Source organism: Arabiibacter massiliensis (assembly GCF_902386925.1).
Classification (GTDB): Bacteria; Actinomycetota; Coriobacteriia; order Coriobacteriales; family Eggerthellaceae; genus Arabiibacter; species Arabiibacter massiliensis.
Genome location: NZ_LR698996.1, coordinates 3056045 through 3077299, shown reverse-complemented (window position 1 = coordinate 3077299; position 21255 = coordinate 3056045). Strand labels below are relative to the sequence as shown.

Genomic DNA, 21255 nt, shown 5'->3' with positions numbered 1-21255 from the left:
TCGGCCCAAAGCGCCACGGGGAGCCGTATACTACTGTTTTCGTCTGCACGGCGGAAGACTCGGCGGCAAGGCAAAGCGAAAGGGCGAACAGACCAATGGGCGGATTCTTCGGGGCGGCATCTCACAACGACGTGGTGCTCGACGTGTTCTTCGGCGTGGACTACCACTCCCATCTGGGAACGAAGTGCGCGGGCATGGTGTTCCACGACGCGAACGACGGCTTCCAGCGCGAGATCCACTCCATTGAGAACACCCCGTTCCGCACGCGCTTCGAGGACGACCTGCCCGGCTTCCACGGCGGCAGCGGCATCGGCTGCATCAGCGACACCGACCCGCAGCCCCTGCTCGTGCGCTCGCACCTGGGCACCTTCGCCATCACCACGGTGGGCGCCATCAACAACGCGGAAGAGCTCGTGGAGGAGAACTTCGCCAACGGAGGCCGCCAGTTCATGGCCATGAGCTCGGGCAAGGTGAACACCACGGAGCTCGTCGCCGCGCTCATCAACCAGAAGGACGACTTCGTCTCGGGCATCAAGCACGCCCAGGACGCCATCGAGGGCTCGCTCACGCTGCTCATCATGACCGACGACGGCCGCATCATCGCCGCGCGCGACAAGATGGGCCGCCTGCCCGTGCTCATCGGCAAGAGCGAGGAGGGCCACTGCATCTCGTTCGAGTCGTTCGCCTACCACAAGCTGGGCTATTGCGACGAGTACGAGCTGGGCCCCGGCGAGATCGTCCTCATCGACGCCGACGGTTACCGCACCATCTCGCCCGCCGGCGATGAGATGAAGATCTGCGCCTTCCTGTGGGTGTACTACGGCTACCCCAACTCCAACTACGAGGGCGTGAACGTGGAGGTCATGCGCTACCGCAACGGCGCCATCATGGCCCGCGACGAGGCCGGGCGCGAGGGCGTGCCGGACGTCGACTACGTGGCCGGCGTGCCGGACTCGGGCGTGCCGCACGCCATCGGCTACTCCACCGAGTGCAAGACGCCTTTCGGCCGCCCCTTCATCAAGTACACGCCCACGTGGGCACGCTCGTTCATGCCGAGCAACCAGGAAGTGCGCAACCGCGTGGCCAAGATGAAGCAGATCCACATCCCCGAGCTCATCAAGGACAAGAAGCTCCTGTTCGTGGACGACTCCATCGTGCGCGGCACGCAGCTGCGCGAGACGGTGGACTTCCTGTACGAATGCGGCGCCACCGAGGTGCACATGCGCTCGGCCTGCCCGCCCATCATGTTTAGCTGCAAGTACCTGAGCTTCTCGAGCACCCGCTCCGAGATGGACCTGCTCGCGCGGCGCGTCGTACAGGAGCTCGAAGGCGACGAGGGCCAGAAGCACCTCGACGAGTACGCCGACGGCTCCACCGAGCGCGGGAAGTGCATGCTGCGCTCCATCTGCGAGCAGATGGGCTTCGACTCGCTGGGCTACCAGTCGCTCGACGGCATGATCGAGGCCATCGGCATCGACCCGGCCAAGGTGTGCACCTACTGCTGGACCGGCAAGGAGTCGTAGGGGAACTTTTCTCGCTGTACCGATAGAGGGACTTCTAAAAGCGTGCTTTCCGGTATGCTGTCCGCGTACTGGAAAGCACGTTTGTTTTAGGAGTCGCCATGAACGCAGCCGCCGCCCTCGCCCCCAAGCACGCCCGTCCCGCGCACGCGGAAACCCCCTTCGGGATCCGCGTGATCGCCGGCGGCCTCATCGACCCCGCGTGCGTCCCGCTCCACGCGCGCGCCGAGCGCCCGCCCCTCCCCGCCCGCACGCTGCGCGGCGTGCCGTACCGCCTGGACGCCTCCGAGCGCGCCTTCGCCGTCGCCGCCGGCATCCTTTTCGCCGCCGTCGCCCTCGCAGTGGCGCTGCTTTGAGAATGGCATAAAAGGGGACAGTCCCCTTTTATGCCAAAACGCGGAAGGGGCCCCGCCGACCATGCCGGCGGGGCCCCTCCGAACGTGCGATGCGCGCAGCCGTTACAGCAGGTGGGCGCGCAGATCCTCGGCGCTTTGCGCGGACAGGTACGCGGGCGGGATGTCGAAGAGCGTCTTGCAGCCCTTCTGGCCCTCCTGGCTCATGCGGTGCGCGGCGCGGGCGCAGGCCACGAGCACGCTGCCGGTGAACTCGGGGTTGGAGTCCAGCTTGAGCGAGAACTCCACCACGTGCGCGTTCTCGCCGTCCTGCCCGGTGACGCCCGAGCGGATGACCGAGCCGCCGTGCGGAATGCCGGCGTGGTCGCGGTCGAGCTCCTCCTGCGTGACGAACGTCACCATGGTGTCGTAGTCGGCGAAGTAGTTCGGCATCTCCACGATGGCGCGCTCGATGGCGGCCGTGTCGGCGCCCTCCTTCGCCACGACGAAGCACTCGCGCGTGTGCTTCTGGCGCGTCGTGAGCTCGGGGTTCTCGCCGTTGCGCACCGCTTCGAGCGCCGCCGGCACGGGCACGGTGTACTGGCGCGCATCGGCCACGCCCTCGACGCGGCGGATGGCGTCGCTGTGGCCCTGCGAGACGCCGCGGCCCCAGAACGTGCAGTCCGCGCCCTCGGGCAGGATGCTGCCGGCATACAGGCGCGCGAGCGAGAACATGCCCGGATCCCAGCCGGCGGAGATAACGGCCACCGTACCGCTCTCCTCGGCCGCCGCGTCCACACGGGCGAAGTGCGCGGGGATGTTCGCGTGCGTGTCGAACGAGTCCACGACGTTGAACAGCTTCGCGCAGGCGGGCGTCTGCTCGGGCAGGTCGTTCGCGCTGCCGCCGCACAGGACGAGCACGTCGACGTCGTCCGCATGCGGCGCGAGGTCGTCGGCCGAGAACACGGGCACGCCCTCGGTCAGCGGCTTCACGCTCGCCGGGTCGCGGCGCGTGAACAGGGCCACGAGCTCCATGTCGTCGTTCTGGCGGCAGGACAGCTCCACGCCGCGCCCCAGGTTGCCGTACCCCAAAATGCCGATGCGCGTTTTCGCCATAGGTCGCTCCTCAAGGTCGTCGTTCGTTTGTGATGCGACGATCATCCACGAATCCCACCCGCATCGTCAACGCACGCGCCCCAACTCCAACAAAGCCCCATCGCGTTGAAACGAGATGGAAACGCAAGCGGCCCGAAAGACGGCCGCGCGCCGATCGCGCCGCCCCTCATTCCGCTCGCGGCTCATGCCGACCCGAGGAGGATCCTTCGGGATGCGGCACCCGGGGATCGCCGTCGATGCGGCTCTTCAGATGGTCGCGAATGAGCCCGAACAAGGGAGTCCGCGCGAAATCGGGCCGGGCGACCAGGCACAGGTCGAAGGGAAAGCCTTCGAGGGGCAGGGTCACGACGTTCATGCCGATCGGCTTGAAGCGAGGTGCCCACGCCCCCAGGAACATCTCGCCGCACTCGCTCGTCCGGTGCAGCGCGTCTATGACGTTGCCCGTGATGGAGTATTCGCATGAGCATCCTCGAGCGGCAAGCTCCTCCTGGAGCGGCTGCAGCGTCTCCTCCATCCGGTCGAAGCCCACGAGGCTCTTGCCGTCGAGATCCGCGAGCGGGATGCGCTCCTTGAAGGCCAGAGGGCTGTCCTTGCGCACCGAGACGCCGAGGCTGAACCGGACGAGCGGAACGGCGACCAGCCCCTCCACCCTCTCAGGGTCGCACGCCATCAGCAGCGCGGCGTCCACGGTGCCCTCCCGCACCGCCGAAGCCGTCTCCGTCGTCTCGAGCGGCAGAACTTTCACCCCCAGCGAAAGCTCGTCGGCAAGGCTTTCCAGATGCTCGCCGATCTCGGGCAGCAAGAACGGGCTGAATGTTTCTGAATAGCCGATAGCCAAAGACGAGCGCTCACGCACGCACTCCTTGGCACGCTGCTCAGCGTCGTTGAAGCATTCGACGGCGGGGCGCATGATTGCCTCGAACAGCCTCCCCGCCGGCGTGAGGGACACGTGGTTGCGCTCGCTTTGGACCAACGACGCGCCCAACTCCATCTCCAGCGCGCAAATGGCCTGGCGCAACGCCTGCCGCGAGATGTAATGCGTCTTCGCAGCGCGCGTGAAATTGAGTTCGTCGGCGACGGAAAGAAAGTACCTGACGTGCGAGATATCCATGGGCGTCCTCCCAAACGCAACCTCTCCTTGCGTTTCGCTGGTCAGTATAGCTCCTTTTCTCCTCCCGCGCCCGCTTGTATAGTCGAAAGCGCATCGAGGCGATGCGAACCAGGGAAAAGAAGCATACGGAGGGAGAAGGATCATGGGAGAGATGAACACCGGCATCAGCCGACGCGGGTTCCTGCAGGGTGCGGGCGCGGCGGCCCTCGGCGCCGCAGGTCTGGGGCTGCTCGGAGGATGCGCGCCCCAAGCCCCGAGCGGAAGCGACAAGGGCTCGGCGGCGGAGGCGGAGGCCCCGTCCACGGACTGGCTGGGCGAGGCGCCGGTCATCGATGAGGCCGACGTGGTCGCCACCCACGAAGCCGATGTAGTGGTCGTGGGCGCGGGCACGGCGGGCCTGTTCGCCGCGTGCGCGGCGGTGGAGGAAGGCGCCTCCTGCATCCTCGTGGAGAAGGCAGGCACCGACGCGGTGGGCAACGGCGTGCGCGACACCCTCGCCGCGGTGGGCAGCTCCCAGCAGCTAGCCGACGGCGCCAACCCGGACAAGTTCGACGTCATCAACGAGATGGTGCGCCAGGCCAACGGCTACGGCGACGACCGCCTGTACCGCGTGTGGGCGGATCGCTCGGGTGAGGCCATCGACTGGTATGCCGCGCGCCTCAAGGAGAAGGACACGAACTTCCTGCACGAGATCGACGACCTTTCGAAGCCCCTGCGCTTCAAGACGTACGACGTGGGCCATTCCATCCAGTGGGAGGGCCGCGAGTATTCGACGACGTACGCGGCGAAGATACTGCTCGAGTACGGCCAGGCGAAGGGCCTCGAATGCCATCACGAGACCCAGATGCTGAGCCTTGTGAAAGACGAGAGCGGGCGCGTGAGCGGCCTGCATGCGAAAACCAAGGACGGCGTCGTGCGGTACAACGCGAAAAAGGGCGTCATCGTGTGCGCCGGCGGCTACGCGAGCAACCCCGACATGCTCGAGGCGCTGCAGCCCGAGACGGTGAAGATGATCGGCACGAACAAGGCGTTCCCGAGCGTGACCGGCGACGGCATCAAGGCGTGTTTGTGGGCGGGCGGCGTGATGGACGAGACGCATGCGGCCATGATCTTCGATCGCGCCGCCGTGCCGCCCGATGCGACCGACGCCTCCGCCGGCGACCTGTTCTGGATGGGCAGCCAGCCGTTCTTGAAGGTGGACCTGGACGGTAACCGCTTCACCAACGAGTCGGGCTGCTACGACCACATCCTGCACACCTCCTTCAACCTGAAGGACCAGACCTACTGCACCGTGTGGGATTCCAACTACCAGGCGGACATCGAGCACTTCGACACGCACGGATGCTCGCGCATCTTCCCGCACATGAACGGCACCGAGCCGGTCATGCCCATGTTCGTGATCGAGGGGATGAACCAGGGGCTCATGGAGAAGGGCTACATCGTGTCCTCCGACACCGTCGAGGGCCTGGCGAAAGAGCTCAACATCCCCGCCGACGCGTTCGCTGCCACGGTCGCGCGCTACAACGAGCTGGCTGACGCGGGCGAAGACTCCGACTTCGGCAAGGAAGCGCACCGCCTGAGCCATCTGGACACCCCGCCGTTCTTCGGCGTGCGCCAGCATGGCGGCTACTTCATCACCACGCTCGACGGCATCAAAATCGACGCCAACATGAACGTGGTGGACGAGCAGGGCGCGCCCATTCCCGGCCTATACTGCGCCGGCGACTGCTCGGGCGGCTACTTCGGCAACAGCTACGTGAACTTGCTCTCCGGCGCCGCCGCGGGACGCAGCGTGACGTTCGGTCGCCTTGCGGGGCAGAACGCCGCGCACGGGGCGTAAACGCCGACCGCAAACGCGACGGGGACAAGGGCTCAGGCGGGCGGGAACGCCCTCCTGAGCCCTTCCCTTTTCACACCCGCTCCACCCGCACGGCGCAGACCTTGTACTCGAGGGCCTTCGACACGGGGTCGAGGGCGGCGATGGTGAGCCAGTTGCTGTTGCCGTCTTGGAAGTGGAAGGGCATCCAGGTCTGCCCGGGGTTGGTCTTGGCCGACACGCGCGCGGTCGTCTCGATGGAGCCGCGGCGCGACGTCACGCGCACGCGGTCGCCGTCCGCCACCCCGAGCGCGTCCGCGTCTGCCTCGTTGACCTCGATGAACGACCTCCCCTCGATCGCATCGAGCCCCTCCGTGCGCCCCGTCATGGCGCGGGCGTTGTACTGCGCGAGCACGCGGCCGGTCGTGAGCACGAGCGGGTACTCCGCATCCGGCAGCTCGGCCGAGGGCCGGTACTCCGGCGTGGAGAACGCCCCCAGCCCCAGCGCGAACTCGCCCATGTGCAGGATGGGCGTGCCGGGATGCTCGCCGTGCGGGCAGGGCCATTGCAGGCCGCGCCCGGCCACGTCGGCGCCTGCCGCCGTACGACTACCAGCCAGTTTGCCACTACCCCAAGACGATGACCTGAAGGCCGAGAAGGTCGTTGTCATCAAAGACGGCGAAGCCTTCCTATTTGAGAAATAAACAACGCCGATACTCTGCCCCGGCGATTGACCCAGGTGGTGTTCGGCGTTGGCTTGATTATACAGCATCAGGATGGTTTTCGGTTTGACTACCAGTCAGTTTGTCACTGCTCCAAAACCGGGGGGCGGGATCTATGACCAGCGCGTCAGTTTGACTACCAGTCAGTTTGTCACTGCTCCAAAACATCCGAAATGTGGTACAATTCGACCCATAGGGCACCTCCCCTATCACCCCTTGGTGATAGGCAGGGTGCCTTTAGTTTGACTACCAGTCAGTTTGTCACTGCTCCAAAACTCAGTTCGCTGGTGCTCGGCTCGGAACACGTTTGACTACCAGTCAGTTTGTCACTGCTCCAAAACAAAGCCAGTGGGCCTTGGGAATAGATTCGAGTTTGACTACCAGTCAGTTTGTCACTGCTCCAAAACAGCGCGCGCGAGACGCCCCCGCCGACGGCGGTTTGACTACCAGTCAGTTTGTCACTGCTCCAAAACAATTCTGTGCTAAACGTCACCTGCCACGTGTTTGACTACCAGTCAGTTTGTCACTGCTCCAAAACCGCGACGTCGATGAGATCGTACCCGTCGAGGTTTGACTACCAGTCAGTTTGTCACTGCTCCAAAACCGTGCAGTCGTCGGCCATGTCCACGATGAGGTTTGACTACCAGTCAGTTTGTCACTGCTCCAAAACTTCTTGCGGCCCTTGTACGCATGCGCGCCGGTTTGACTACCAGTCAGTTTGTCACTGCTCCAAAACAGGCGGCGCAGCGCGTACCTGGGGAGCCAGTTTGACTACCAGTCAGTTTGTCACTGCTCAAAAACGTATGAATGGGCCAAAGCTCTCCTCCCAACGTTTGACTACCAGTCAGTTTGTCACTGCTCCAAAACAAAGGTTCACGAATGTCAAACCTCGTGAAGGTTTGACTACCAGTCAGTTTGTCACTGCTCCAAAACGCATGTTATCAATAAAACGGTCGTGTATCCGTTTGACTACAAGTCAGTTTGTCACTGCTCCAAAACTAGCTCATGAGCTTCAAACCCCGAGCCTTCGTTTGACTACCAGTCAGTTTGTCACTGCTCCAAAACGGATATGTAGCATTGAGCCACTTCTGGAAAGTTTGACTACCAGTCAGTTTGTCACTGCTCCAAAACAGCTTGCGCACGATCGCGGTGGCGGCGCGCGTTTGACTACCAGTCAGTTTGTCACTGCTCCAAAACGCGATATGGCAGATGGATGCAGCTTTTTCGGTTTGACTACCAGTCAGTTTGTCACTGCTCCAAAACCATAGCGCTGCAGCATGGCGGCGGTGGCCAGTTTGACTACCAGTCAGTTTGTCACTGCTCCAAAACCGCTTGAGCAGTACGCCGCGCCTTGCAGCCGTTTGACTACCAGTCAGTTTGTCACTGCTCCAAAACGGGTTCACGGCGTGGTACACCACGTAGTCGTTTGACTACCAGTCAGTTTGTCACTGCTCCAAAACTCGAGGCGCGTCCAATCGAAGTCCGTGAGCGTTTGACTACCAGTCAGTTTGTCACTGCTCCAAAACCGTAGATCAACGGCGTTACGCCGGTCAGCCGTTTGACTACCAGTCAGTTTGTCACTGCTCCAAAACGAATAGCCGCCATAACTTCCTCCTTCACCAGTTTGACTACCAGTCAGTTTGCCACTGCTCCAAAACGAGGATGAGGAGTCATGAGCAAGTACACCGGTTTGACTACCAGTCAGTTTGTCACTGCTCCAAAACAAGCTCGCGAAAGAGGGCAACCAGCTACCCGTTTGACTACCAGTCAGTTTGTCACTGCTCCAAAACTAGTTCGAGGTGTTGCGAGTGGTCACTCCGTTTGACTACCAGTCAGTTTGTCACTGCTCCAAAACGAGAACGTCGGCGGCGACGCGCAGATCGTTGTTTGACTACCAGTCAGTTTGTCACTGCTCCAAAACCCCTGAGTCGTCGGTAAGCACATAGCAGCTGTTTGACTACCAGTCAGTTTGTCACTGCTCCAAAACGATTGCCAGCGCTGCGCGAAGCGCCCGGAAGTTTGACTACCAGTCAGTTTGTCACTGCTCCAAAACGCCTCCATTGAGCGCAGGCTGCGAAGCTTCGTTTGACTACCAGTCAGTTTGTCACTGCTCCAAAACTTATTCTTCGGCACGTAACCGTCGCATGAGGTTTGACTACCAGTCAGTTTGTCACTGCTCCAAAACACATGTGGGGTGGTGACTGATGGATGCATGTTTGACTACCAGTCAGTTTGTCACTGCTCCAAAACAGCGCCTTCTTCTCCACGCCGTCCTCTACGGTTTGACTACCAGTCAGTTTGTCACTGCTCCAAAACGAGCGGTAGTAGTCGGCGAGCGTATCGAAGTTTGACTACCAGTCAGTTTGTCACTGCTCCAAAACGGATCGCGTGCCTCGGAAATTGAAGCTCCAGTTTGACTACCAGTCAGTTTGTCACTGCTCCAAAACAGAAGATAGCCAACCCGACGAGATAGGAGGGTTTGACTACCAGTCAGTTTGTCACTGCTCCAAAACGAGCAGCTGACCGCCCTTTCTCTCCAGCCTGTTTGACTACCGGTCAGTTTGTCACTGCTCCAAAACAGAAGATAGCCAACCCGACGAGATAGGAGGGTTTGACTACCAGTCAGTTTGTCACTGCTCCAAAACGAGCAGCTGACCGCCCTTTCTCTCCAGCCTGTTTGACTACCAGTCAGTTTGTCACTGCTCCAAAACGACGTAACGCACCCCCGCGCTAGTTTGGCGGTTTGACTACCAGTCAGTTTGTCACTGCTCCAAAACTTACCTCGGCGTATTCGTAAGGGTAGCAGTGTTTGACTACCAGTCAGTTTGTCACTGCTCCAAAACGAACGACACGGTTCGGTCCGCGAAGTCGAGTTTGACTACCAGTCAGTTTGTCACTGCTCCAAAACCAGCAGTCAGAGCGCGTGCGCATCGACATCGTTTGACTACCAGTCAGTTTGTCACTGCTCCAAAACCGCGTTTGCGGCATCGTATACCCCCACAAGTTTGACTACCAGTCAGTTTGTCACTGCTCCAAAACTGTAAAAGTGGTCAACGTGAAGACTGGTCAGTTTGACTACCAGTCAGTTTGTCACTGCTCCAAAACGCAAGGCGATCCTCCGACCACAAGGTCAACGTTTGACTACCAGTCAGTTTGTCACTGCTCCAAAACGGGAAATGCAATGGAGGCGAACAGATTTGAGTTTGACTACCAGTCAGTTTGTCACTGCTCCAAAACGGACGACCAGGCGGAAATCCGCACCGACTAGTTTGACTACCAGTCAGTTTGTCACTGCTCCAAAACACGGTGACCATTGCACCTCCCCAGGGCATAGTTTGACTACCAGTCAGTTTGTCACTGCTCCAAAACACTACCTCGTGGCGCAGATGCTTCTAGACGGTTTGACTACCAGTCAGTTTGTCACTGCTCCAAAACCGGGCTGCAACCCTAGCGCGGAGCTTCGACGTTTGACTACCAGTCAGTTTGTCACTGCTCCAAAACTAGGTGGCGCTCACCGCGCTGTCGATGGCCGTTTGACTACCAGTCAGTTTGTCACTGCTCCAAAACAGGGACTCGTACTGCTCCTCCGTCCCGTCGGTTTGACTACCAGTCAGTTTGTCACTGCTCCAAAACCGTTGGGGCAAAATCCTCTCTGCGGGAGGACGGGCAAACCGGCTGACGCGCATTTTTATGATTGGAGAAAGTCCATGTCAATGCGCATTTTTCTTTCATATTCGAAGTTCACATCATCAGGATCGCTCTCCAGTAACAGCACGTTCAATTCTGAAAAAATTGCTTGGCGATAGAACTCCTGGATCTCATCTGCCGCCAAAAAATTCTTCAAATTCACGAACACCAGCTGCTTTTTGAACGCTGCATCGGATGCAAACTTCAAGAACTTTATCAAGTTGTCAAGGAGCGTGTCGGAAGGATCAATCTCAACACCGAAGTCAAAGGCCTTCAGATACTTCCGCATCTCCCATTGTACGTCAAAAGCATAGTCCGATTGAAGCCGCAGCCCCAAAGCTGCAACCCGTTCGGACAGCGCACGCCCCGCCGACTCAATCTCCTGACGCACGTCATCCTCGGAGAGAAACATGTTCTCTACGCGCTCAAGCACCTCGCCGATAAGCGCCCGCTCCGTCCACGGAAGCTCAAAGGGATTAAACACGAACAGGAACTGGTTCCGCGAGCTGCGCCGCTCGTCATCGTCCCACAGCGCAAACGGCTCCAGCGCCTCGTCATCAAGCTCGGAGAACAGAGATTGACACACGCGCGAAAACAGCGTGCGGTTGTGAACTTCAAGCACCGATACCGCATCGTTTCCCAGGGTCAACGGCTCGGGAAACCCCGACAAAATAAGCTTCATAGCACCACGAACTCCTCCAAGGTGTCAAGCTCGCTGTAGGATTGCCGAGCGCCCGTGATGAACTCCATCGTCGCGAACTGCTTCTCGGTCACTTTGAGCGCCTGCACCAGTCCAGCCGGTGGACGATGCTGCCGCAGACGGCCGATAGCCGCGCCCGCCTGTGCATCGTTCACCACCAGCTTGGCGTACACCGACTCCTGCAGCATGAGAAAACCTTCCTTCACAAGGTACTTGCGGAACAGCCGGTATTCCTTGCGCTGCGCCGCCGTTTCCACCGGCAAGTCGAAGAACACGAACACCCTCATATAGCGCACCCTTTCCCGAGCGCTCATACCTGCTCGAAGCCTTCGATCTCGGATGCGGCCAGGTTCTTGTCAAGCGCCGCTAAACAATCCTGCACGAACAGCGACACCACCGAATGCAAGCGATACGAACCGCCCTTGTAGGCCACGACGCGGCTCCCCAGATCCCCCAGCAAGCGCCGAACATCCTGGTCGAAGAACTCCTGAGCATAGTCGAACGCCAGACGGTCGACGATAGGCCGGAACGGCTCCATCAGGTCGCACGAAAAGTTGAACTGGTTGTACTCGTTGCGGTGGCAGATGCCGCACTGGGTGAGGTACCCGCGCGAAACCACCTCCCTGTTCACCAGGGAGAGCAGTACGGCGTACCCATAGTTCAAAGCAGCGTTTACCGGCACGTTGTCATCGCGCGAGAAGCCGCGCCCGAACAGAGTCGCGAAGTAAAGGCGCGCCGCATGGGCCTCCCGATTCGTCGTGTCGCCCGACTTCACTTCGTCTCGGCATGCGTACAGGGCTTTCGCGGCCTCCACCTGGTCCTTTTCCTCAAGCACCCTCGCCTGCTGGCGAATCTTCTCCTTGACCACCTGCTGCCACACGCGCTTCTTGATAGGCTCGCCCCACGACAGCTGCTCCGCCACCCGCTTGCTGGCATTGTGCGCGCCGTACAGCGGAAGATACTGCCCGATGGGGTTGCACTTCTCGTCGGCCACCACTAGCGAAATCTTGCATTTGGCCAACTCCGCCAGCAGATAGGCGCTCAGGTATACCTGGGTGTTCTGCAGGATGATAGACGATATTTCCGACAGGTGGATCTTCTTCGTATCATCCGTTTTGCGCACCACCAGATAGCCGCCCTGATAGCTGCACCGGCACTGACTCTCGATGAAGATGGTTCTAAAGGCCAAGGGTCTCCCGCCTCTCGAACATACCGGTGACGGAGGAATCAACGAAGCAGACCTTGCCGGCGGAGAGTTCTTTTGAGAACGAAACACGCATGCAACCGGCGCACTTCGATCCACCCATCGCTGACAAATCGATCATATTAGTGTGAGCTGCCGCAATCGAGACAAGTGACAGAAGAACTTGGCCTCTTTCGGCTTCCCCAGTTTTCACGAACGATGGCTCTAAGTCTGCCACCTGCATCATTTGCCCCAGGCGCGATGCAAAGCGCGCATACTTCGCCTGCAGCGACCGCAGCATTCCCAGCAGCTCCTCTTCCGAGCACTCCTCTCCGCGCTCTATCCGACCGATCAGCTCGGTCTCGTCCTGCGAGAAAGCAAACTGCTGCGCATTGCGCACTTCCCTCTTCCCCGTGATATACAGCCGCGAATCGCCCACGATGATCTGCTGGTACTTGTACACCTTGCGCCTGCGGATACGCGCAAATTCGAGCCCCGACGCCGCCGCAAGCTCGCGCGCGTACTCCTCCAGCGCCTGCGGGTCGCTCACCAATGCCGACGCAACGCGAACCGGCACGGGCGCGAATTCCAGCACCCGCTGGTTTTTCTTAGGCTTCACGGCTTCATACACGAAGAAGTACGCGAACTGCTCACGGGAATAGCTGCCGTACCTGTGCGGATCGAGGCCCTTCTTCAAAGGAAGGTTCAACGTTTTGCCCGCCGCCCGCGGCGAGTAGATGGTCGCATCCCAAAACGCCCCGTGCGTCTCCTCGGGCATACGCGAGATGAAGCAGTCCTTGTAGTCGAAGCACCGTTTGATGCGATCGATTTCCGCCCCGGCGTCCCATGCGTCGCGGAATACCTCGCCCGTCTCCACGTCGAACCCGGGCGTGAGGAAGCTCGATACGATGAACCCTGCCGACCCGGGCATCTGACGCGTCCGTCGGAAGTCCTCCGCCTGCTTCTTGATGAACTGCTTTACCACGGCGGCCATCTTCACCGGCTCGCTGTACACGGCGGCGTGCCGATACCGCACAAACCGCCCCACCTGGCACGCTAGGTACGCGTCGTGCGCATGGTGGAAGTCGTTGACCTCGCGGCTCTTCACCAGCCCGCACTGCTCGCGCAGCTGATGCGAGATGCTTGCCTTCACCGGCTGCACCTCGCTTTCAGGATAGCTCGTCTGCAGCAGCTGCTGCACCTGCTTGACGATCTGACTCGTCTCCACCAGCTGGCGGTTGACGAACTTCTTCATCTGATCGTCGCTCACGCTCGTACGCGTAAGATTGTTGAACTTCTTCTCGCCGATGAGCTCCGCATCGCGCAACGAACGCCAGAATCCCCGCATGCGCGCGATGACCTTCTGATCGAGCAGCAGCGTGTCGAGCTTGCGCTCGTTCTCATCCGGAAATACGAGCACTTTGTTCTCGAAGCTGTCGTCCTTCGTGTAGGACTGCGGCAGAATATGGTCGACGTGATAGAGGTGCAGGTTGTTGATGTCCAGCGCCCGCCCGGAGTACATGCACTTGCCGCACTGCATGAAGTAGAGCGTCAGCCGCTCGTCATCGAGCGCGCGCGGATCGCGCTCCTTGAGCTCGGCGTACACGTCGGCGTGCTGCGCTTTGAGACTGGAAAGCGCCGCTTCCAGCGCCTTGTAGCGGCTGGTGGTGCGCCTTCCTTTGTTGCGTGCGTCCTCGTCGCGCGTCACCTCCACGTAGATATGCGCAGGGGGCTTGCCGGCGATCCCCGCAATCTCGTCCACAATCCGCAGCGCCTGCTTGATGCCGCGGCGCAGAGCGGGCGAGCCCGTCACCTCGTCCACCGACATGCCGCCCGCCTCCAACGCGCGCTCACGGTTGCGTTCGTCTATCTTCGCCTGGAACTCCAGCAGGTCGTCATGCAGTATCTCCATGAGGTTCATGGCCGCCCCCATGCGTCGCGCATGGTTCGGGTCGCCCTCCAGCAGGATGTCCATGATGGTTTTCGGGCCGTCGTCGGTGGCACTGCGCAGCCCGCACAGAAGCTCGCCCGACAGCCGCCCCCAGCCGGTGTAGCGTTTCTGGCAGAGCCGACGGATCTGGCCATCGCTCAGGCGATCGCCGTAAGCGAGCTTGATCTTGCGCTTCAAGATGGAGCGGTCCTCGAACACGGTGTTCCACAGGATGATATCCTCAGCCATGGCCTCATCGGCCTCGGTCAGCTCGTCCACCTCGAGTATCTTGCAGAAATCGTAATGCGAGGACAGCTGCGACTCGAATGCGTCCTCGCCCTGCCCGCCGGAAACGTGGTAAGCGCCGCCGACCGACGTACCGCCCTCCGGCCCATGGGTGCGCGCCAGCCACTTCTCCACCGTCTCGTAGGTCACGCGCTTGCGCTTCTTGAACAGATCCTCCACGATACCCAGGCGATCCTCCGCATCGAAGCGGTAGCTCTTGTCGCCATCCTGCGTCCAGCGCGCACCGGCGAGCTCGTTCAGCACGCAGAACAGCTCATAGACAAGCGAGCAGCGCGCCAGCACCGGCTCGCCTTTCAGATACGTGCAGGTGCCGGTCATGCGACGGATGAAATCCTCGGCGCTCTGGTCTTTGTCGATGACGTCTTCCCAGTTCCAAGGGTACACGCGCGCATTCTCCATCCCAGGCTTGCGCGACGACCACGCGAAGCGCGTCTCCTCCTGCGCGTTGCGCGCGGCGTTTTTCTGCGTGAGCGGACCCACGTAGTAGGGGATGCGGAACGTCACGAGCGATTCCAGCTTATCCTTCTCCTGGGCGAGGAAGGGGTAGAAGGCCTTCTGCCGCTCGATGATGGCGTCCATCTCCTCCAGATGCAGCTGGTAGGGAATGGTGCCGTTGTCGCTGGTCTTGAGGCGACGAAGGAACGTACCCGCCTCGATAGCGCGCTCGACGCCCGCGTAGCGCTCATCTGCGGCAGCGCCGATAGCGGCAAGCAGCTTCTGCACCTGCTTCAGGAAGTCTTCGTGTGAAAGCTTGCTCGCGCCCAGGTTGTACTTGGTGTAGCCCTGCGCCTTGTCGGGGTCGTAATCGCGCGTGCCCTCGTAAAGGGGGCCGCGGAAAAACTCGTCGTAGCGCTCAGGGCCGTAGGCGCGCACCAGGCTCTTGAGCGTTTCGAGCTCCCTGCGGTAGCGCTCGTACTCCCCCATCTTGCAAAACGAGAGCGTCTCGCCCTGCGCCTCGCTCAGAATGCCCATCAACACGTAGGACGAGTACACCTTTTGCATCGCCTCGAAAAGATCGCGCCCTTCGTCGGGGCAGGCGTAGGCCTCAACCTTCTCATCGTTGGAGAGCGCGAACTTGCTGCCCTCCGCCTCGACGAAGAACACCTGCGAGAAATCGGCCGCATACCCTACCACGGCGCTGGAAACCGCCTTGGCAAGCTTCTTGTAGGCCTTCTCCACGCCAAGCGCCGCTTCTGCTCGCTCGCGCTTCTCGGCAGGGCGCACAGACGCATCGCCCAACGCCTCCGTCAGCGCCTTCGCATTGCACGAGCAGTCGATGTCGTGTGCCTCGCACCATTCCTCCAACGCCCGGCACAGCCCTTCGACCGCATCCTCCATGTTGGCGTTCTTCGCGCTCAGCGCGGGGTTGTCCTGGTGCAGGAAGTTGCCACGATGCTTCACGATATTGTGAAGCGCCAGGTAGATGAGCCGAATGTCAGCCTTTTCGCCGGACTCCATCAGGTGCGCGCGCAGATGGTAGATGGTGGGGAACCGCTTGTAGTAGTCGGCCTCGGTGAAGTCGCTTCCGTTGAAGAGCGGCCAGCGGTAGTCGGCATGCGCGGGTTCGCGATCTTCCGGGAACAGGCGCGCCTGGTTCAGGCGGATGAAGAACTCGGGGTCGACCTTCGTCATCTCTTCCGCAAAGAACCCCTGCAAGAGGTCGAGCCGCTGGCGCCGACGGTCGTAGCGGCGGCGCTGGCCGCGGTGCACGCGCGTATCGGCGGCGGTTTCCGCAGAGGGAAACACCCGACTGCCCCACGTCGGCTTGCCCTTGAAACGGCAGAGGTCGCCCGCCTCGTCGAGCACCGACCAACCTACCGACCCGGTTCCGATATCCAGCCCCACATCGTACGACTCGACGTTGCGCAGATTCATAGCTTCCCCTTTCAGGACGTTCCTGCTAGAATGGGCGACATCTTGATACCAGTCAAGATGTCACTGCGAGTCAAAATAAAGGCCTAGCCTTACCTGCCCTTCGGGGCGCCGCGGAGGCGGCACTTTGACTCCACCGCAGAGGGGTCCTTCGGGACCCCTCTGTTGCTTTCTAAACCCGCTCCATCCGCACGGCGCAGACCTTGTACTCGGGGGCCTTCGACACGGGGTCGAGGGCGGCGATGGTGAGCCAGTTGCTGTTGCCGTCTTGGAAGTGGAAGGGCATCCAGGTCTGCCCGGGGTTGGTCTTGGCCGACACGCGCGCGGTCGTCTCGATGGAGCCGCGGCGCGACGTCACGCGCACGCGGTCGCCGTCGGCCACCCCGAGCGCGTCCGCGTCTGCCTCGTTGACCTCGATGAACGACCTCCCCTCGATCGCGTCGAGCCCCTCCGTGCGCCCCGTCATGGCGCGGGCGTTGTACTGCGCGAGCACGCGGCCGGTCGTGAGCACGAGCGGGTACTCCGCATCCGGCAGCTCGGCCGAGGGCCGGTACTCCGGCGTGGAGAACGCCCCCAGCCCCAGCGCGAACTCGCCCATATGCAGGATGGGCGTGCCAGGATGCTCGCCGTGCGGGCAGGGCCATTGCAGGCCGCGCCCGGCCACGTCGGCGCCGTCGAGGCGCGCATGGCTCATGCCGCCGTACGAGGGCGTGACCGCGGCGATCTCGTCCATGACCTCGGCGGCCGTAAGGCGCGGCTGCGCGTAGCCCATGCGGTTCATGACCTCGGTGAAGATGTCGGTGTCCAGCCGCGCGCCCGCCGGCCCCTCCACAGCCTTGCGCACGCGCTGCACGCGCCGCTCGGTGTTCGTGAAGGTGCCCTCCTTCTCCGCATAGCTGCGCCCGGGCAGCACGACGTCGGCGTACTTCGCCGTCTCGGTGAGGAACAGGTCGTCCACCACGAGGAACTCCAGCGCCTCGAGCGCGCGGATCACATGCCCCGTGTCCGGATCGGTACGCACGGGGTCCTCGCCGAACAGGAATAGGCCGCGCACGCGCCCGTCCAGCATAGCCGGGAAGCACTCGGTGGCCTTGAGCCCGCGCTCGCGCGGCAGACTCGCGCCCCACGCGCGCTCGAAGCGGCGCACGACCTCGGGGTCGGCCACCTTCTGGTAGCCGGGTAGGTCGTCGGGGCCGGCGCCCATATCGCACGCGCCCTGCACGTTGTTCTGCCCGCGCAGCGGGTTCACGCCGCCGCCGGGTTTGCCAAGGTTGCCCGTGATCATCGCGATGTTCGAGAGCGCCATCACGCCATCGGTGCCGGTGGAGTGCTCGGTCACGCCCAGGCAGTACACGATGGCGGCCGCCCCGGCCGCGGCGTACATCTTGGCCGCCGCCACGAGGTCGCGCCGATCGATGCCGCAGATGTCCTCCACGAGCTCCGGCGTGTAGTCGCGCACCGTGGCCGCGAGGATCTCGAAGCCCTCGGTGCGCTCGCGCACGAAGTCCTTGTCGTACAGCTCGTTCTGGATCAGGTAGTTCACCACCCCGTTCGCGAACGCGACGTTCGTGCCGGGCCGCAGCTTCAGGTGGATGTCGGCCTGCGCCGCCAGGCCGATGTCGCGCGGGTCCACCACGATGAGGCGGCACCCCCGCTCCACGGCGGCGCGCAGCTGCATGCCGATGACCGGATGCGCCTCCTCGGGGTTCGACCCCACGAGCATGATGACGTCCGCCTGCTGCGTGACGTCGGCGATGGAGTTCGTCATCGCTCCCGAGCCAAGCATGGTCGCCAGACCGGCGACGGTGGGAGCGTGTCAAACACGCGCGCAGCAGTCCACGTTATTCGTGTAGAGGCTGATGCGCGCCATCTTCTGGAAGAGGTAGATGTCCTCGTTCGTGGACCGCGAGCAGGCGAAGGCCGCAAGCGCCTCGCCGCCATGCTCGTCGCGCAACTCCGTGAAGCGGCGCGCCACGAGGTCGAGCGCATCGTCCCAGGTGGCGGGCTCGAGCTCGCCCGTAGCGGCGTTGCGCACGAGCGGCGTTGTCAAGCGGTCGGGCGCGTCCACGAAGTCGAAGCTGCCGGAGCGCCCCTTCACGCACAGAAGCCCCTTGTTCGACGGCCCCGGCGCGCCCTCGGCGTCCACGATGCGGCCTCCCTTCACCTGCAGGTCAAGCTGGCAGCCCACGCCGCAGTGCGGGCAGGTGGTGCGCACGCGCTCCGTCTCCCATGAGCGGTAGGCGCCGCGGCGCTTCTCCACGAGCGCGCCCGTGGGACACGCCTGCGCGCAGTTGCCGCACGACTCGCAGTCGGTGGCGCGCCAGTCGGGGCCGAACGGGGCCTCGATGGTCGTGCGCGCCCCGCGCTTGTCCGCGCGCAGCGTGTGGTTGCGCGCGGCGGCGTTGCACGCGCCCACGCAGCGCTGGCAGCGGATGCAGAGGTTCGGGTCGTAGGACAGGAAGGGGTTCGCGTCCGCCTTGGGCTCGGCCGCGCGCGGCACGGCGCGCTCCGGCCCCTCCACGCCCAGCTCGCGGCAGAGGTCTTGCAGCTCGCACGCGCCGTTTCCGGCGCACGAGAAGCACGGCGCTCCCACGCCGGGCCCATGATCGGCCACGATGAGCTCGAGCGCGATCCTGCGGTAGGCGTCGAGCCGCGGCGAGGAGGTGGTCACGACCATGCCGTCGCGCACCGGCGTCGAGCACGACGGCACCGGGTGCTCGAGCCCCTCCACCTCCACCACGCACACGCGGCACGCGCCGACGGCGCTCACGTCCTTCAAGAAGCACAGCGTGGGGATGCGCACCCCGGCCGCTCGCGCGGCGTCGAGGATGGTCGCGCCCTCGGTGACTTCCACCGTCAGGCCGTCTATCGTGATGCTAGGCATACTGCCGCCCGCCTTCCTCCGTCGATCCGCAGCCGAACACGTCGCAGCGCAGGCAGCGCCCGCACTCCTGCTCGACTTCCTCGCGGCTCATTCCCAGCTCAACGCCTTGGTAGTCGCGTTTGCGCTCTCGCGCGGGCCGCTCGGCCATCTCCACGCGCCCCTTCGGCACGCGGTCGTTCGGACGGGCCGCGGGCGTCTCGACGTCGCAGGGCAGCTTGTGATGGTAGCCCAGGAACTCGTCGATGTTGCGCGCGGCCGCCTTCCCCGCCGCGATGGCGCGGATCACCGTGGCCGGCCCCGTCTGGCAATCGCCGCCCACGAACACGCCCGCAAGGCCCTCGGCCGCCAGGTGCTCGTCGGCATCGAAGCAGCCCCAGGTGGTGCGCATGCCGAACTCCTCGAACGGCCCCGCTTCCACGCGCTGCCCCACCGCGATGAGCACGACGTCGGCCTCGATGCGCCGCAGGGGCTTGTCCGCCGGCACCGGTGACGGGCGGCCGCCGCGCACGGGACCGATCATCTGGGGTTTCGTCACGAGCGCCGTGCACCGGCCGCTCGCGTCCGCCTCGATGGCTTCCGGGGCCTCCAGCACGATCAGCTCCACGCCCTCGGCGATGGCGCTCTCCACTTCGGCCGGCAGCGCCGTCATGTCCTCCTTGCGGCGGCGGTACACCACCGACACCTCGTCCGCACCCGCGCGCACCGCCGTGCGCGCGCAGTCCATGGCCACGTTGCCGCCGCCCACCACCGCCACGCGCTTGCCCGTGAAGTCGGGATAGTCGCCGTCGCCGATGGCCCCGAGCATATCCACCGCCGACATGACGCCCTCGGCGTCGGCCCCGGGAAGCGCGAGCGACTTGCCCGCCTGCGCGCCCACGGCCACGTACACGGCATGGAACTCGGCCACGATCTCGGCCAGCTCGGACGCCCCGATGGCGAAGCCGCAGTCGGCGGTGATGGTGCCCGCGTTCAAAATGCCGCGGATGTCCTCGTCCAAGCGCTCGCGCGGGAAGCGGTAGGCGGGGATGCCGTAGCGCAGCATGCCGCCCAGCTGGCTGCGCGCCTCGAACACCGTCACGCGGTGCCCCATGAGCGCGAGGAAGTACGCGCAGGTGAGCCCGCTCGGGCCGCCGCCGATGACGGCCACCTTGCGCGCGGTGTCCACGCCGTGCTTCGGCGGCTCAACCTGGTCGGCAGGCGCTTGATCGACGGCGTACTTCTTGATGCCGCGGATATTCACGGGCGCGTCGATGAGCGCGCGGCGGCAGCGCGCCTCGCACGGGTGCTCGCAGACGAACGCGCACGCCGTGGGGAACGGGTTGTCCTTGCGCACCATGTTCACCGCGCCGGCGTAGTCGCCCGCAGCCACAAGCGCGATATAGGCGGGCACGTCCACGTGCGCCGGGCAGAGCGTCTCGCAGGGGATCGTCTGGCCGACGCCCTCCTGGCAGCGGCCGGCTGCCACGTGGCTTTCGTACTCGGCGGCGAACTCGTCCATGCCGTCGAGCAGGGCCTGGGCCGCCTCGTAGCCGATGGCGCAGTCGGACGTGTCGCGGATCATCTCGGCCAGCGCGCGCATCCGCGCGAGCTCGGCGCTGTCGGCCTCGCAGGCCGCCACGCGCTCGAGCATCGCCGCCAGCTGCGGCAATCCGTCGCGGCACGGCACGCACTTTCCGCAGGTCTGGGCCGCGCCGGTTCGCAGAAGCGCCAGCTCGGCAACGACCGGGCACGTGCCCGGCGGCACCGCCTCCACGCGCCGCGCGAACCGCTGCGCCCGTTCGGCGACCTTCGCGTCGTCGCGCGCCCGCGGCGCGATCGATAGCTTCGTCAACGTCTCCTCCGCCCTCTTCGGAAACCTTCCCTCCATTCTACCGCAACGCCGCCCGTCCTCCGCGCCTCTCCGGCGAACGCCCTCCTCTGTCATCCTGAGCGCAGCGACCGAAGGGAGCGGAGTCGAAGGATCCCGCACGGCGATAGCCGTGACGCTTCCTGCTGACGCCGCGCGGGATCCTTCGACTCGCTTCGCTCACTCAGGATGACAGAGGGGGGGCGCTTCGCTCAGATGCTTAGACAAGG

General features: G+C 63.3%; 11 protein-coding genes, 1 pseudogene and 1 CRISPR repeat array. Of the genes and pseudogenes, 3 read left to right on the top strand and 9 right to left on the bottom strand.

Translation table 11 applies throughout. From position 1 onward, the window contains the following. Positions 1-95: 95 nt before the first annotated feature. Positions 96-1523, top strand: coding sequence for an amidophosphoribosyltransferase (locus FX134_RS13190; RefSeq protein WP_080802879.1), 1428 nt, complete (start codon positions 96-98; stop codon positions 1521-1523). 98 nt (positions 1524-1621) lie between these two features. Next, positions 1622-1876 carry a hypothetical protein gene (locus FX134_RS13185; protein WP_080802877.1) on the top strand — a complete coding sequence of 85 codons (255 nt, stop codon included), beginning with the start codon at positions 1622-1624 and terminating at the stop codon, positions 1874-1876. A gap of 102 nt (positions 1877-1978) precedes the next feature. Here FX134_RS13185 and FX134_RS13180 read toward each other — a convergent pair whose 3' ends face one another. Together FX134_RS13180 and FX134_RS13175 are read right to left on the bottom strand one after the other, a co-directional pair. Continuing rightward, a complete protein-coding gene (locus FX134_RS13180) occupies positions 1979-2968 on the bottom strand; it encodes a diaminopimelate dehydrogenase (RefSeq protein ID WP_080802875.1) in 990 nt (329 codons plus the stop codon). Positions 2969-3134: 166 nt separating this feature from the next. Further along, positions 3135-4079: a LysR family transcriptional regulator gene (locus FX134_RS13175; RefSeq protein WP_172623490.1), complete on the bottom strand. Its 945-nt coding sequence runs from the start codon at positions 4077-4079 to the stop codon at positions 3135-3137. Positions 4080-4221: 142 nt separating this feature from the next. Between FX134_RS13175 and FX134_RS13170 the strand changes: the two genes are divergently transcribed. Further along, positions 4222-5919, top strand: a complete 1698-nt coding sequence (locus FX134_RS13170) for an FAD-dependent oxidoreductase (protein ID WP_080802869.1) — start codon at positions 4222-4224, stop codon at positions 5917-5919. A gap of 70 nt (positions 5920-5989) precedes the next feature. Here the strand turns inward: FX134_RS13170 and FX134_RS13165 are convergent. The 7 genes and pseudogenes from FX134_RS13165 to FX134_RS13135 form a co-directional block, all read right to left on the bottom strand. Then, positions 5990-6490, bottom strand: a pseudogene (locus FX134_RS13165) (molybdopterin oxidoreductase family protein); the annotation flags it as partial. Between the two features lie 191 nt (positions 6491-6681). After that, positions 6682-10250: direct repeats of the CRISPR family, unit length 36 nt; unit sequence GTTTGACTACCAGTCAGTTTGTCACTGCTCCAAAAC. Between the two features lie 55 nt (positions 10251-10305). Then, entirely contained in the window at positions 10306-10986 is a 681-nt protein-coding gene (csn2, locus tag FX134_RS13160) for a type II-A CRISPR-associated protein Csn2 (protein ID WP_080802863.1), read from the bottom strand. Beyond that, entirely contained in the window at positions 10983-11318 is a 336-nt protein-coding gene (gene cas2, locus FX134_RS13155; protein ID WP_080802860.1) for a CRISPR-associated endonuclease Cas2, read from the bottom strand. Before cas2 ends, csn2 begins: the two co-directional genes overlap by 4 nt. Then, on the bottom strand, positions 11315-12193 hold the full coding sequence (gene cas1 / locus FX134_RS13150; protein ID WP_080802856.1) for a type II CRISPR-associated endonuclease Cas1: 879 nt from the start codon (positions 12191-12193) through the stop codon (positions 11315-11317). The genes cas2 and cas1 overlap by 4 nt, the downstream gene beginning before the upstream one ends. After that, positions 12183-16298: a type II CRISPR RNA-guided endonuclease Cas9 gene (cas9, locus tag FX134_RS13145; RefSeq protein ID WP_080802853.1), complete on the bottom strand. Its 4116-nt coding sequence runs from the start codon at positions 16296-16298 to the stop codon at positions 12183-12185. The genes cas1 and cas9 overlap by 11 nt, the downstream gene beginning before the upstream one ends. A 169-nt stretch (positions 16299-16467) precedes the next feature. Then, the gene (gene fdhF, locus FX134_RS13140) at positions 16468-19179 is read right to left on the bottom strand and encodes a formate dehydrogenase subunit alpha (RefSeq protein ID WP_080802851.1); all 2712 of its coding nucleotides are present in this window, start codon (positions 19177-19179) and stop codon (positions 16468-16470) included. Further along, on the bottom strand, positions 19172-21010 hold the full coding sequence (locus FX134_RS13135) for an NAD(P)-binding protein (RefSeq protein ID WP_197735983.1): 1839 nt from the start codon (positions 21008-21010) through the stop codon (positions 19172-19174). Before FX134_RS13135 ends, fdhF begins: the two co-directional genes overlap by 8 nt. Between the last annotated feature and the right edge of the window lie 245 nt (positions 21011-21255).